This is a genomic window from Huaxiibacter chinensis, assembly GCF_022171985.1.
In the GTDB taxonomy this organism is placed as follows: domain Bacteria; phylum Pseudomonadota; class Gammaproteobacteria; order Enterobacterales; family Enterobacteriaceae; genus Enterobacter; species Enterobacter chinensis_A.
Genome location: NZ_JAJVHF010000007.1, coordinates 185536 through 200505, shown reverse-complemented (window position 1 = coordinate 200505; position 14970 = coordinate 185536). Strand labels below are relative to the sequence as shown.

The 14970-nt window shown below is 55.1% G+C and carries 6 protein-coding genes and 2 tRNA genes; 3 read left to right on the top strand and 5 right to left on the bottom strand.

The window, feature by feature from the left end; genetic code table 11:
- The first annotated feature begins 16 nt into the window (after window positions 1-16).
- Together LZP96_RS16900 and LZP96_RS16895 are read left to right on the top strand one after the other, a co-directional pair.
- A tRNA-Met gene (locus LZP96_RS16900) sits at window positions 17-93 on the top strand.
- 119 nt (window positions 94-212) lie between these two features.
- Window positions 213-289: transfer RNA gene (locus tag LZP96_RS16895), tRNA-Met, on the top strand.
- An 87-nt stretch (window positions 290-376) separates the two neighbouring features.
- Here the strand turns inward: LZP96_RS16895 and amiC are convergent.
- Window positions 377-1630 (bottom strand): N-acetylmuramoyl-L-alanine amidase AmiC, encoded by a 1254-nt coding sequence (gene amiC, locus LZP96_RS16890; RefSeq protein ID WP_064327226.1) that lies wholly within the window; start codon window positions 1628-1630, stop codon window positions 377-379.
- 226 nt (window positions 1631-1856) lie between these two features.
- Between amiC and argA the strand changes: the two genes are divergently transcribed.
- Window positions 1857-3188 (top strand): amino-acid N-acetyltransferase, encoded by a 1332-nt coding sequence (gene argA / locus LZP96_RS16885; RefSeq protein ID WP_064327227.1) that lies wholly within the window; start codon window positions 1857-1859, stop codon window positions 3186-3188.
- Between the two features lie 12 nt (window positions 3189-3200).
- On the opposite strand, the gene recD is transcribed toward argA, so the two are convergent.
- From recD to recC, 4 genes are all read right to left on the bottom strand, one after another.
- Window positions 3201-5024 carry an exodeoxyribonuclease V subunit alpha gene (gene recD / locus LZP96_RS16880; protein ID WP_064327228.1) on the bottom strand — a complete coding sequence of 608 codons (1824 nt, stop codon included), beginning with the start codon at window positions 5022-5024 and terminating at the stop codon, window positions 3201-3203.
- Window positions 5021-8566, bottom strand: coding sequence for an exodeoxyribonuclease V subunit beta (recB, locus tag LZP96_RS16875; RefSeq protein ID WP_258926184.1), 3546 nt, complete (start codon window positions 8564-8566; stop codon window positions 5021-5023). The genes recD and recB overlap by 4 nt, the downstream gene beginning before the upstream one ends.
- Window positions 8563-11448 carry a pitrilysin gene (gene ptrA, locus LZP96_RS16870; RefSeq protein ID WP_258926183.1) on the bottom strand — a complete coding sequence of 962 codons (2886 nt, stop codon included), beginning with the start codon at window positions 11446-11448 and terminating at the stop codon, window positions 8563-8565. The genes recB and ptrA overlap by 4 nt, the downstream gene beginning before the upstream one ends.
- A gap of 140 nt (window positions 11449-11588) precedes the next feature.
- Window positions 11589-14963, bottom strand: coding sequence for an exodeoxyribonuclease V subunit gamma (gene recC / locus LZP96_RS16865; protein WP_258926182.1), 3375 nt, complete (start codon window positions 14961-14963; stop codon window positions 11589-11591).
- Between the last annotated feature and the right edge of the window lie 7 nt (window positions 14964-14970).

Genomic DNA, 14970 nt, shown 5'->3' with positions numbered 1-14970 from the left:
AGTGCGCATCCACGGACGCGGGGTGGAGCAGCCTGGTAGCTCGTCGGGCTCATAACCCGAAGGTCGTCGGTTCAAATCCGGCCCCCGCAACCAATCAAATTTGATAAAGAAGTTTCTGCATGAGTAGAGATTTCGACAACGTAGTTCGATTCACCGCGAAGCTTAACGAAGCCAACGCAGAGATGAATTGAAATACCACGAAGAAAGACGGACGCGGGGTGGAGCAGCCTGGTAGCTCGTCGGGCTCATAACCCGAAGGTCGTCGGTTCAAATCCGGCCCCCGCAACCAATTCTTCGAAAACATCAGACACCCTTTTGGGTGTTTTTTTGTATCTGCCGTTTATGACGTTGCCGGGTAAAGACCCGGCAGACATCATTATCCCCGTCTGGCTAACGTCGCCCCATCTGAGAAATACGCTTTAATCCCTGCCAGAATAGACTCCGCTACTTCCTGCTGGAATTTCGCCGTTTTGAGCTTTCGCTCCTCTTCCACGTTACTGATGAAGGCCGTTTCGACCAGGATCGACGGAATATCGGGCGCTTTGAGTACCGCGAACCCGGCCTGCTCAACGCTGTTTTTATGCAGCTTATTGACGCGGCCCAGCTTTCCCAGCACCGCTTTACCAAACTTCAGGCTGTCTGTAATGGTGAGCGACTGCACCATGTCGAACATGGTGTGGTCCACATAGCGATCGCCGCTCTTCCCTACCCCACCGATCAGGTCAGAGGCGTTTTGCGAATCGGCCAGCAGCCTCGCGGCGGTACTGGTTGCACCTTTGGTCGACAGGGCAAACACCGACGAGCCGCTCGGCTGTCGGCTGGTAAAGGCATCGGCGTGAATAGAGACAAAAAGGTCGGCGCGCTGTTTCTGTGCTTTCGCCACGCGTACCTTGAGCGGAATAAACACATCTTCATTGCGCGTCATGTAGGCCCGCATGTTGCCTTCTCTGTCGATTAACGCCTTCAGGCGACGGCCAATTTGCAGGACGACATCTTTCTCGCGGGTGTGATATTTACCCACCGCGCCGGAATCTTCACCGCCATGCCCCGGATCCAGCATGATCACAATCGGACGATCCCGCCCTGCCTTCCCGGGCTGCGGTCCGCTTTGCGCGGGTGGCACCTGCTTTTCAAGATCGCCTTTATTGTAATCTTCCAGCAGCGCCAGCAAAGGATCCTGAATATCGGTCGCATTTGCCGGATAGAGATCCATCACCAGACGCTCTTTAAAGGACGCAACGGGCGCCAGCGCAAACAGCTGCGGCTTAACGTTTTGCTTCAGCTCAAACACCATACGCACGGTTTGCGGATCAAACTGCCCCACGCGGGCCGATTTGATAAAAGGATCGTCGCCCCGAATTTGTGCTCCCATCCCCTTCAGAACCGAGTTCAGGTTCACGCCTTCAATATCCACCACAACACGCTCGGGGTTGCTGAGGGCAAACTGTTTATATTTCAGCACCTGGTTGGATTCAACCGTGACGCGCGTATAGGTCGATGACGGCCAGACACGCACCGCCACCACCTGACTGACGGCGGCAAAACTTATCTGGCTGACGCTAAGCAACCACATCGCCCCTGCCCCTTTTAAGAAGCGGCGACGGCTTAATGCTGAATTGGATCCCGACATGCTTCTCCCGAGCAATAAATCATTGAATGATACTAAACGTCCAAATTGACCGAAAACTTTAACGAATGACGCATAAACTGTCATCAACAAAAGGGTAAACAATCATACGGTAACGCACCGGTTGCTTATAAATTTATGGTGTTCGATAAAAATTTAGACTTGCACCCACGGCAATAATCGAATAAAAATACACAAAATACGAATAAACATTCACTGAGGGTTTGCCGTGGTAAAGGAACGCAGAACCGAACTGGTCCAGGGATTTCGTCATTCTGTTCCCTACATCAATGCCCATCGGGGAAAGACATTTGTCATCATGTTGGGTGGCGAAGCCATTGAACATGAAAACTTTTCCAGCATTGTCAATGACATCGGCCTGCTGCACAGCCTCGGCATCCGTCTGGTGGTCGTGTACGGCGCACGCCCACAAATCGACGCTAACCTGGCGGCCCATCATCACGAACCCATTTATCATAAACATACACGCGTCACGGATGCCAAAACGCTGGAGCTGGTTAAGCAGGCTGCCGGGCTTTTACAACTGGATATCACGGCGCGGCTGTCGATGAGCCTTAATAACACGCCGTTGCAGGGTGCCCACATCAACGTGGTCAGCGGAAACTTTATCATTTCGCAGCCTTTAGGCGTGGACGACGGCGTGGACTATTGCCACAGTGGCCGTATCCGGCGCATCGATGAAGAGGCCATCCACCGTCAGCTGGATAACGGCGCGATAGTGTTGATGGGGCCGGTTGCCGTCTCCGTAACCGGGGAAAGCTTTAACCTGACCTCCGAAGAGGTCGCCACACAGCTGGCCATCAAACTGAAAGCCGAGAAGATGATTGGTTTTTGCTCCTCGCAGGGCGTGTATGATGAGCAGGGGAATATCGTTCCTGAACTTTTCCCCAACGAAGCACAAGCGCGGGTCGAAACGCTGGAAGCACAGGGCGACTATCATTCTGGCACCGTGCGTTTTCTGCGTGGCGCGGTGAAGGCCTGCCGCAGCGGCGTACGGCGCAGCCATCTTATTAGCTATCAGGAAGACGGCGCGTTGCTGCAAGAGTTGTTCTCTCGCGATGGGATCGGTACTCAGATTGTGATGGAGAGCGCCGAGCAAATTCGTCGGGCCACCATCAATGATATTGGCGGCATTCTCGAGCTGATTCGCCCTCTTGAGCAGCAGGGTATTCTGGTGCGCCGCTCGCGTGAGCAACTGGAGATGGAAATCGATAAATTCACCATCATCCAGCGCGATAACCTGACCATTGCCTGCGCGGCGCTTTATCCTTTCCCTGAAGAGAAAATCGGCGAAATGGCCTGCGTTGCGGTTCACCCTGACTATCGCAGCTCATCTCGCGGGGAAGTTTTGCTGGAACGCATTGCCGCCCAGGCGCGGCAAAACGGCTTAAGCAAACTCTTTGTCCTGACGACCCGGAGCATTCACTGGTTCCAGGAGCGCGGATTCACGCCAGTCGATATCGACTCGCTGCCTGAAAGCAAAAAAGAGATGTACAACTACCAGCGTCGCTCAAAAGTGCTGATGGCTGATTTGGGTTAATCCCGCAGGCCATCACTGGGCTTCGAAAATAGCACTTAACCCGCTACGACGTTCCGTGCGGGTCGTAACAGCCTGCGCCAGCACCCTGTCGTCTGCATACACGGAAAGACGACGACGGGCGCGGGTAATGGCGGTATAGACCAGTTCACGCGTCACCACGGGCGACAATTGCGCTGGCAGAATCAGCGCCGCGTGGTCAAACTCTGAGCCTTGCGATTTGTGCACTGTCATCGCCCAGGTTGTTTCATGTTCGGGCAAGCGGCTTGGCTGCACGGATTTTACGCTGCCATCCGGCATCTGAAACCAGACGCGCAGCCCATTGCCGCGATCGAGGGCGATGCCGATATCACCATTGAACAGTCCCAGCGCGCTGTCATTGCGGGAAATCATCACCGGACGCCCCTCATACCAGCGTGAATGCGGCTGGCGTACAATCTGCCGTTTTTGCGCCAGCACCTGCTCCAGCCGCTCGTTGAGCCCCGTCACGCCAAAAGGACCTTCACGGAGCGCGCACAGCAGCTGATATTCTCCGAATGCGGTAATGACCGCCTCCGGCGTATCCTGACGCTTCAGGCACGCCAGAAACTGCTGGTAGCCCTGCCAGGCATCATTGAGCATAGCCAGATACTCATCGCCGGTTTGCAATCGCTTCTTCTCGATATCACCAAAGCGCCCGTCAAAGACCGTGCGAATTGCCCCACGATCGCCCCGGTTCACCGCCGAGGCAAGCTGACCGATGCCGGAATCACTGCCAAAACGGTAGCTTTTTTGCAGCAGGCAAAGACTGTCCCGAAGCGCGCCGGCGACGGGATCGTCATTGCCGTCAATCTGACAGCCCGTAATCCGGGCCAGTTCACGTGCGCGCTCTGCGGTATAGCCAACGCTTGCATAGGTACAGATATCGCCGAGCACGGCCCCCGCTTCAACCGAGGCAAGCTGGTCACGGTCGCCCAGGAAAATAACCCGGGCATGGGGCGGCAGCGCGTCGATTAAACGCGACATCATTGTCAGGTCGATCATTGATGCTTCGTCTACCACCAGCACATCCAGATGCAAGGGGTTACTGGCATGATAGCGCAGCCGCTGGCTGCCCGGCTGAGCACCCAGCAAGCGATGCAACGTGCTCGCCTCACTCGGGAATCGTTCACGCTGCTCGTCGCTTAGCGGCAGCTTTTGTAAGGCTCCGCCAAGCGACTCCGTAAGGCGCGCCGCCGCTTTCCCGGTGGGCGCCGCAAGCTGGATACGGCATTTTTGCGTGCCGGCCATGTGAATCAGTGCGGCCAGCAGCTTCGCCACGGTGGTGGTTTTACCGGTTCCCGGCCCGCCAGAGATGACGGAGATCCGTCGGGTCAGCGCCACGGCGGCAGCAATTTTCTGCCAGTTCACCGCCTCGCCAGAATCAAAGAGATCGTTCAGGGTTTGCTGCAGCAAGCCGGCATCGTAGGCCATCGACTGATTGGCCTCGTTAAAAAAGCGGGCGATGGCCAGTTCATTACGCCACATACGATTAAGATAGAGGCGTTCGGCACACAGAATTAACGGCGTGGGGCGCTCACCCGTGCTCACCGCGGCAGAACTTAACAGAACCGACGGCCAGTCCGGGACGTTACCCAGCAGGGCGTAGCATGCCTGAAGCGAGGGTGCCATATTGTCATCTGCCACCAGTCGTGACAGCGGTAAACACACATGCCCCTCGCCGGCATCTCTGCTCAACATGGCTGCCGCAAGCATCACCTCCGGCTCGCTATCACTGGCGACCATCATGGCAAATTGCACATCCAGCTGGCGTATCGCACGTTGCTCTACCGCCTCCAGTAGTCGCGTTCGCATCGTCATTGCGCCACCTCCTCTGTGATCCCCGCAAATAAATTATCCATTTTTTCGATCAGTGCCGCTTCGGGGCGCGTGGCAAATATGCCCGACTGAGGATCGTTTGCGTCAATGCCACGCAGGAACAGATAAATGACACCGCCAAAATGGGTATCGTAATGGTAGTCCGCAATGCGATGACGCAGATAACGGTGTAACGCCAGCGTATAAAGCTGATACTGCAGATCGTAGCGATGTGAACGCATAGCTGCTGCCATTGCCTCCTGGGTATAAGCCTCACTGCTCTCGCCCAGCCAGTTTGATTTGTAATCCAGCAGGTAATATCGCCCGTCATGGCGAAAGACCAGGTCAATAAACCCTTTCAGCATTCCTTTAACCTGACGGAAATCGAGCGGCGGGCAGGCTTGCGATAAGGGATCGTACTTGCGGATGAGCGTATCAAGGTTTTCTGCCGTCAGGGGACCGGTAATGGGGAGATAAAACTCCATCTCCACCTGTTTTTGCTTCGCAGGAAGCTGGCTAAGCGACACGCCGGCTTCCGTCAGCGGCGCCTCCAGAATGGCGGTTAACCAGTTGGTCATCACCGGCTGCCAGTGAGAGGCATAACCTCCCTTTTGCAGCATGTCCAGAACCCAGTCGCTGGACACGGGCTGAGTAAAATCAAGCTCTTCAAACAGGCTGTGTAAAAACGTCCCCGGCGACGCACCGCGCGGAAACTGATGCGGAGTCAGCACAGGCTCTTCCGCCACGTCGCCCACCCCTGCCGCGTCGACGTCGAGCTTTGGCATAAGATCCTGCGCGAAGGTCTGGCCGTGCTGCTGCAAACCAGAATAGCTGGTGACCCGCCAGTCGTCCTGCAGGCGTCGCTGGATCTGACGTACGTCAAGCTCCGGAGACTGGCCGTCTGGCATCTGCCAGCGCGTGGTATCAGGTATGCCAGGGATGTGCAGCGCAATGTGTTCGTTGCACAAGCTTTCCAGGCACTGCCTCAGCCCTGCCGCATCCCGTGGCTCACCCTGCTGAATCAGACGGCCCAGCGCGCTATGGTGAAGATCGCTGTCGCCTGTTTTCTCGCCGCGGCGGCGGAACAGTGGCGCAACGCCCAGGCTGCAATGCCACACCGAACGCGTTAATGCCACGTACAACAGGCGTAAATCTTCAGCCAGACGTTCTGCCTCTGCCAGCTCCACGCTTCCTTCAGCATTACTGAGATCCAGCACTGGCTCAAAGGAGACCCTGTCGTGATAAAACGCCTGATCCTGAGCGCGATAACTGGCAATAAACGGCAGCCATACCAGCGGATATTCCAGCCCTTTCGATTTATGGATAGTAACGATCTGCACCAGATGTTTATCGCTTTCCAGGCGCATCTGCTGGCTGGCTGAGTGACTGTTCGGATCGGCAATATGCTGTGACAGCCAGCGAATCAGCGCATGTTCGCTCTCGAGCTGGGTTCCCGCTTCCTGAAGCAGTTCGCTGATGTGCAAGATATCGGTAAGACGGCGCTCACCGCCCGGTGTGGCCAACATGTTTTCCGCGATGTTTCGCCGCGTCATCAATTCACGCAGCATCGCCATCACGCCGCGTTTTTGCCAGCGCTCGCGATAGTGGGCGAACTCTTCAACCACCTTGTCCCAGGCCATTTCATCGTTGTTAAGCGTATCGATATCGCGTGCATTCAGGCCAAGCATCGAGCTCGCCAGCGCGCTGCGCAACGTGCTTTCTCTTTCGGGAGTCAGCACGGCCTGCAGCAGCCAAAGCAACTCCTGCGCTTCCAGCGTTTCGAAAACGCTATCGCGATTTGAGAGGTAAATAGAAGGAATATTCAGCAGCGTCAGGGCATCACGCACCAGCGCGGCCTCCTGGCGACTGCGCACCAGCACGGTAATATCAGAAGCTTTGACGGGCCGTGAGGCTTCTCCTTTGCACAGCAACGCTTCGCCCAGTGCTCCTGCACTTAGCCAGTCACGAATTTGCGCTGCACAGTTTTGGGCCATCGCACTCTGATAGTCGCTAATCCCGGCGCCTTCGCCCTCCATCAGCCAGAAGGTCATTGCCGGTTGTGCCGCACCCTGATACTCAAAACGAAGATCGCTGTTTTTTATCGCGGATTTGACCGGCAGGAAGGGGATCTCCCGGAACATAAACGCGGCGTCCATACGTTCAAAGAGCGTGTTGACGCTGGCCACCATTCCCGGGGCTGAACGCCAGTTGGTATCAAGCGTGTAGTGGGCGGCCACTTCGCCCCGTGCTTTCATATAGGTAAAAATATCCGCACCGCGAAACGCGTAAATCGCCTGTTTAGGGTCGCCAATGAGCAATAGCGCCGTATCAGGCTGCTGACGCCAGATGCGGCGAAAAATGCGGTACTGCTGTGGATCGGTATCCTGAAATTCGTCGATCATCGCCACGGGGAACCGCGCCCGGATTGCCGCAGCCAGCGCTTCTCCGTTTTCACTGCCGAGCGCCGCATCCAGACGGCTGAGCATGTCATCGAAGCCCAGCTCGCCACGGCGGCGCTTCTCACGTGCGACCGTTTCGCGAATTTCCGTCATCGCACGGGTGATAATCAGGTCATTCAGGGTGAGCGGCTGTTCCAGCAAAGCGTCAATGGCCACAAACAGGGGATGTTCAGGAACGACGCCGTCAGCTTTGGTCCGCTCTCTGAGAAAGCGTTGGGAAAATTTTTCTAACGCATCCGGTAGCGCGTAGCTGCGCGTCTCTTCCTGGGCCCAGGCGCTGACTTTCTCAATCCACTTTCCCTGATTGCCGCGATTAAACTTGCGTCTGTCGATGCCCGACTGTTCAAGAATGGCATCGATATCTGCCACCGAAGCCAGCCATTGCTGCTTCAGCGCGGCGATCAGAGAGATGATTTTTTCATGGCGGGAGGCCAGGGTTTCGTCCACCGGAGGCGGCGATTTGATCATTGGGGCTTCGCCCTGTAGATAGCGGTCGATGGATCGCAGTAGCGCCTCCGGGCCTTTCCACAGGGTGTGAACAGCCTCCGCGATATCACGCGGAAGCGGGTAGCAGTGACGACGCCAGAAATCGGCGCATGCCTGGTAGCGAAGCTCGGATTCATCTTCGATCAGCTGCTGTTCAAACAGCATGCCCGATTCAAAGGCATTCAGGCTTAGCATCCGCTGACAGAAACCGTGAATGGTAAAGACGGCTGCCTCGTCCATTTGACGTTCAGCCAGCAGCAGTGAATACGCCGCCTGCTGCTTGTCGACAATTTCATCAAGCAGGCTTTGATAGAGCGGGTTATCCGTGTTTTGCCGCAGGCAGGCAATACGCAGTTCGTGAATATTCGAGCGGATGCGGCCCCGCAGTTCTGCCGTGGCCGCCTCGGTGAAGGTCACCACCAATAGCTCTTCCACATTGAGAGGGCGTGGAAAAGCCGCCGTACCGCCAAGGCCTAATAACAGGCGCAAATACAGGGCGGCAATGGTGAAGGTTTTTCCTGTTCCCGCTGAGGCTTCAATCAGTCGTTCACCCTGTAGCGGTAAACGTAAAGGATCAAGGGTCTCAGCGGTATCAGTCATTCTTTCTTACTCCAGGGCATCGTTTTCTGTAACGCGCTGACGCTTTCCCACACTTTCCAGCCTTGCGGATCGACATACTCCGCTTTTCCATTTTGGCTACCGGAAACCTGGGACAGACAAGCCATACCTTGCGGTTGAGTCACCGCCTGATGGAAGAAGTCGGCGACCTTCTGTGGCGTCAGCTGTTTTATCTCGGCCACTACTTTATCACGCGAATCGAACTGCATATTACCGCGATCGAAATCTTTGCTGAGCTGCGAGGCCTCTTCACCCAATGTCTGAGGTGCTTGCTGCACCTGAGCAATGACCGCCTGTTGAATCTGGGCAAACTCTTCCGGCTTCATGGCACGCAGTTTTTCTTCTGCTTGCGGGAAGAAGGCCTGATAACGCTGCCACAGATACGCTGGCTGTTTGTCGCTGCTTTGCAGCAAGAAACCCAGCCCCCACTGACGCCCGACGTTCATGGAAAAGGCGAAAACCGCGTAGCCTAATTGTTCTTCGGTACGCAGCTGGTTGTAGAACCACGGCTGGATGATTTGCCCCAGCACCGCGCTGTATGCAGAGCTGGCAAACTCATCGTAACCGGTGGGAACAAACACCGCCGCCAGTGCAGAATCGGTGCTGCCGCCGGCTTTTTCAAAGATCACGTTTTGCTGCTTGTCGATCACCACATCCTGATTGCGACACCATTCATCGCCTTTTGTGCCCAGTTGGGTGCGGACGTTCTGCGCCAGGGTTTTCGCCTGCTGCTCGCTCATGTTACCCACAATCAGGAACTCTGGCCGCGCATTGGTTTTCAGCGCGTTGCGATAATCCATCACCTCTTTAAGCGTGATGGATGGCAACAAGGCCCGACGCGTTTCGCGCTGGAAGTAGGGGATTTGTGAAAGCATTTGTACTGGCATGATCGCCTGGTCAAAAGCCTTACCCTTTTCAGCGGAATCCATCATTTGCGCATACCAGGATTTCGCCTGCTCAAGCTGTTCCACCGTTGGGGTGTAGCTAAAGTAGCCCTCAAGCAATGCCTGGAAAAGCTGCGGCAGATGCTGAGTATATCCATTGGCATTGACCATCAAACCGTTATTGGCATTTGTCGAGAAGCTAATTCCCCCGACGGCGGCCTGATTGCTGAGCTGATCCAGCGCAATCCCCGCCAGATAATCATTAAGCGCAAACATCACCTGGTTTTTGGCACTGTCCATGGCCTGCGGGTTACGCAGTACCACGCTGACGTCCGCTTTTGGCTCACTGGCAAAATAACGGCTCGGGGTGTACACCACGCGCAGCGTTGGCTCGTCCAGGATGAGTTCCGGATGCGGATAGGCTTTTTCAGGTTTAATCAGCGTAAAGTCATCCGGGATATAGGGGTTCACTTCCAGCAGGCTCAGGCTAATCTCGCTGGATTTTTTCTGCCAGTCAGCAAAAGTTTGCGCCGTGATTTTATCAACCTGATAAGGCGCCTCGACAAAGTAGGCTTTTTTATTGTGCGGCTCTTTCGGGCTGATATACCAGACCCGCGCATTTTGCGGCGTCATCATCGCTAAACGTGCTTTAACGGCTTCGGCATCGTACTGGTCGGCAATGTTAACGGCATCAAGCGTATGTGCCACCGGAACACGAATCATGGTATCCGCCAGCCATTCGACGTAATCCATATCCCGCGTGATCGACGGATAGCGGAAATCGAGATCCAGCACATGGGCGAGTTCGTCGAAGTAGCGCTTATCGACCCCTTTTTCACGCAGCAGATTCAGGTAGCTGAAAATCGCCGCAACAACCTCATCACGCTGGGCAAGCCCCTTGTCGGTTAAGGTGGCCGATATGGCCAAAACGCCGCTGTTCCCATTCACCACGGGATCGGAGTCGGCGCGTATGCCCTCAACCAGCCCCTGTTTTTGCAACCAGTCAGAGAGCGTGCCCGGGCTACGGTTGCCGATAAGATAGGTGATCAGTTCGTCGGTTTTACTGCGGAACTGGGCCGTATTGTTGTCGATACGAAACTCTACCCGCAGGACTTTACGCGGCATTGCCGGAACGTAGTGAATCACAATCCCCTTTTGCGCATCGGTCACAACGGGAACGGTGATTTCAGGTCGTTCAATATTTTTATTGGGGACGCGCCCGTAGGTCTGCGCCGCCAGTTTCGCCAGTTCCGGCAACGGTTTATTGCTGTATACCACTGCCTTCATCAGATTGGCTGAATAATATTTGTCACGGAAAGCGTGCAACGCATCAAGAACCGGGCTGCCGGGTTTGTCACTCAGCGTTTCAAGATTGCCACCGGAAAAACGGGCACCAGGGTGCGCAGGGTTGATGGTTTCGGCACTCACCTGCGCCATACGCATCCCGTCTCGGGTGCGGGCCATCGTCAATTCTGCGTTCACCGCATTACGTTCACGGTCAGCATATTTTTTATCCAGCAACGGGGCGGCAATGGCATCGGCCAGACGATCAACCGCACCGTTCAGCGCATCATTTTCTACCTCAAGATAAAAAGCGGTGCGGTAAGGCGCGGTACTGGCGTTGTGGCTGCCGCCATGCATCTTCAGAAATTCGGAGAGGCTGTCAGGTTGTGGGTATTTCGCCGACCCCATCAGCGTCATGTGTTCAAGGTAGTGTGCAAGGCCCGGATGCGAGTCGGGATCCTCAAGCGATCCTACCGGCACGACCAGCGCTGACAACGACTTTACCGCTTGCGGATCGGACACCAGCAGAACAGTCATGCCGTTATCCAGACGAATCGCCTGATACTGACGGGTATCTTTTTCGCTCTTGCGGATAGTGTCCTGAATGGGTTGCCAACCGGACGCTGCCTGAGTGAGGGGAGCCCAAAGGGCGACGAACAATAAAATCAACGCGTTAAACAAGGTGCTGCCTGGCATTCAATACCTCTTCATCACGGCTACATCATTAACAATTTGCGTGCTGAACACGCCAGCATCTCTTTCTTGTAATACATCGGTCCGTGACAAGATGGGCATCATAAATGAACGCCACCCCCTGCGCAATTTTTATACAATCATCATGACTGACTATATTTGAATAGCGATAACAGGTAGCGTTGCGCTTCTAAAGTGATCGCGTCAAAGTACTCGGGTTCAAGCGTTCGCCATAAGCGCTGATACCAGACATCTTCACCCTCTCCACGCACCATCATATTCCCTTCGTAGGCCTGTAAAAACTTGCTGCGCGCTTTCAGCAGCGAGGCCTCGTCCGTTAACATGGCATCATTTTGCGCATCGTAACAAGCTTTTATCCACGCCCCCCCACTTTCTGGGAGCAGAAGCAAGGGAGTGGTCATACCCTGGCGATAGCCCTCAATGTATTGCGACAGGTAGGCTAAAGCGCGATCGGCGTCTATTGCCGGGAACCGCCACTCACCGTCCTTACGCAGAAACATGCGGCTTTCGCCTTCATATCCACTCGCACTGTAGACAAGATGTTCGAGCCAGAGTTGCAATCCTTGTGAAACGCTGAGCATGGCAGGTCGCCAGCGCAGTAAACCGTCCGGCTGAACATGCTGGAGCCAGCCGGTAAGGTGAACACCGTTACAGGTAAGATCGATTTCGAGACTTTCGCTCGGCTGACGGCACGTCATCACCCGCTGTGCAAGCGCCTGCATTTCCTGGCACTGCGCATCCCAGATAATTTCGCCGAAGGCCCCATAAGGCAATTGCCCTGCCGCCCGGTATCGCCGGAATAAAGCCTGTGCCTCTTCCTCTTCAACCAGCGCATTCAGCAGCTGCTGATTGAGTTGATAGCGTTCCAGCCCGTCAAGCGTGAAAGGCTCCGCATCCGGAATATCACTCTCTTCTGAACGGAAATTAACCTGCAAGCGCTGCTGGAAAAAGGCGCGTACTGGGTGCGCCCAAAAGCGCTGAAGCTGGTCGAAGGTGAGCGTTGTCAGCGAAAGAGGTTCCAGCGCCTGGATAAACGCGGTTTGCGCGATGCCCTCTTTTTTTGCAGCCGGCAGCCATTCTCGCGCATAGCTCTGCTGTTCATTCTGTTCAAAATTCAGTGGGTCGAAGGGCATACGCGTATGGTTAACGGTAATATGCGCAATCACGCGTTGCTCACTTTCATCACAGTTACGCATCTCATCACCCGGAAGGTAATGGCTCTGCCCGATGTAATCGATCAGCTCCTGTACCAGCACCGACGGGAAGCGTTCGCTGTTATCCTGTATGGATCGCCCGATATAGCTGATATAGAGTTTCTGCTGCGCGGAAATTAAGGCTTCCAGGAACAGGTAGCGGTCATCGTCACGTCGGCTGCGATCGCCGCGTTTCGGCGCCTGCGTCATCAAATCGAAACCTAAAGGCGCAAGCGCGCGAGGATAAACGCCGTCGTTCATGCCAAGCAGGCAGACCACTTTAAAGGGAATTGAACGCATCGGCATCAGGGTACAAATATTGATTGGCCCTGCCAGAAAACGCTGGCTGATACGCTCCTGATCGAGACGTTGCGTGAGTTCATCCCGCAGTAACGATAGCGGTATGGCTTCATGGTATTGTGATGAAACCCCTTCTTCGACGATCGCCTGCCACTGCTGTTCAATCAGCGCCATCGCCGCTTCGGTTTCGCTGTCCGGCAGGAAGAAATCATTCAGCATGGCCCGACATACGGGCAGCCATTCTTCCAGCGTACGCAGCTGGTTAAGCTCACGGCGCCAGTAGTTCAGGCGCATCAGCAGCGCAGCAAGATGGCCCACCAGTTCGGCGATAAGCCCGGACGACTCATCATAGGGCAGAACGTCTTTCCATTCGCCCTGGCTGCTTTCCATCGCATAGCCAAGAAGCATGCGCGTCAGGCCAAATTGCCAGGTGTGTTGTCCGGTTGCAGGCAGCTGGAATTCCTGTACGTTGTCATCGTCAATACCCCATCGCACGCCGGATTCATTGACCCACTGACGTAAAAAGCGCAGACCCTCTTCATTAATATCAAAACGCGCCGCCAGCACGGGGACATCCAGCAAGGCCAGCACATCTTCTGAGATAAAGCGGCTATCCGGCAGGGAAAGCAGGCTGACAAAAGCCTGAAGCGCAGGATGTGACTGACGCGCCCGGCGATCAGAAACCGCATAAGGCAGGTATCGCTCTCCTGTTGCGCTGCCAAAAACAGCCTGAATATAGGGGCTGTAGCTGTCGATATCGGCCACCATCACCACAATATCGCGCGGAGTGAGGTCGGGATCGTCCTGCAGCATCGCTAGTAAGCGATCGTGCAGAATCTCCACTTCCCGCTGCGGGCTGTGGCAAACGTGGAGCGTCACGCTACGATCGTCTGGATCAAGCCTGCGTTTCAGATCGCTTCTGGCAAACTCTTCGGCGGTGATCCCCGCCACTGCCCGGTTTTCAAGGTCAAGGATATCCAGCTGAACATTGTGCAGCAGACTGTCTGGCGTGATATCGGCAAAGGCATCTACATCCCCCTCGCCGGAAGAAGAGATATCCGACAGCATATGAATGTAATCGCGTCCCAGTTTTCCCCATGAGGCCAGCAGGGGATTGGGTAAGTTCTGGACGCCATCTTCGTTAAAAAGATGCTCAACGTTGGTGCTGTCTTTAAAGAGGGGAATTGAGCGTTCTTCAAAAATACGACGACGTTGACGGGATACCAGACGCGCAAGCCAGCGTCCATCCTGAATATCGCCCCAATAATGGCGGCAGGGATTCGTGAACAAAATATAGATATCCACGTGTTTACCCAGTGCTTTTAACGCATTGAGATAAACGGGCGGCAGTGCGGAAATACCACAGATAAACACGCGTGAAGGCAGGCCAGCAGGCGTTTCCGATGCATTTTCCAGCGTCGAAATAAAACGGTCATAGAGGTTCGCACGATGCCACTGAGGCTGACCGAGCTCTTCCGTGTAGTCGACCAGCGCCTTCCAGAGGGGTGCCTGCCAGATTTGGGCTTCAGGCAGTCCGTCCACAAGCGCCCCACTCTCCCAGCGGGTCAACCAGTCGGGACGATAGACCAGATACTGATCGTAGAGATCCGCCACACGTGTAGCCAGCTGGAACAGCTTACGTTGATCGGTATCGTCATTAAGATAATGGCGCAGCATGGTGAAGGCATCCTGCTCCAGCATCGTGGGCAAGAGCGACATCAGTTTCCAGCTCATGCTTTGCTTATTAAACGCGCTCTGTTTCGGGATGTCTGGCAGAACACGTACGAACATGTCCCAAATGAAGCTTGCCGGAAGCGGGAAATCGATATTGGCGGCGATACCAAATTTTTGCGACAGGGACATTTGCAGCCATTGCGCCATGCCCGTGCTTTGCACCAGCACCATTTCTGGCTCAAAAGGATCGTCAAGCCGTTCGCGCTCGACGATAAACTCCATCAGTGCTTCCAGCACATCCAGACGATTTGAGTGGTAGACCCTTAACATACATGCT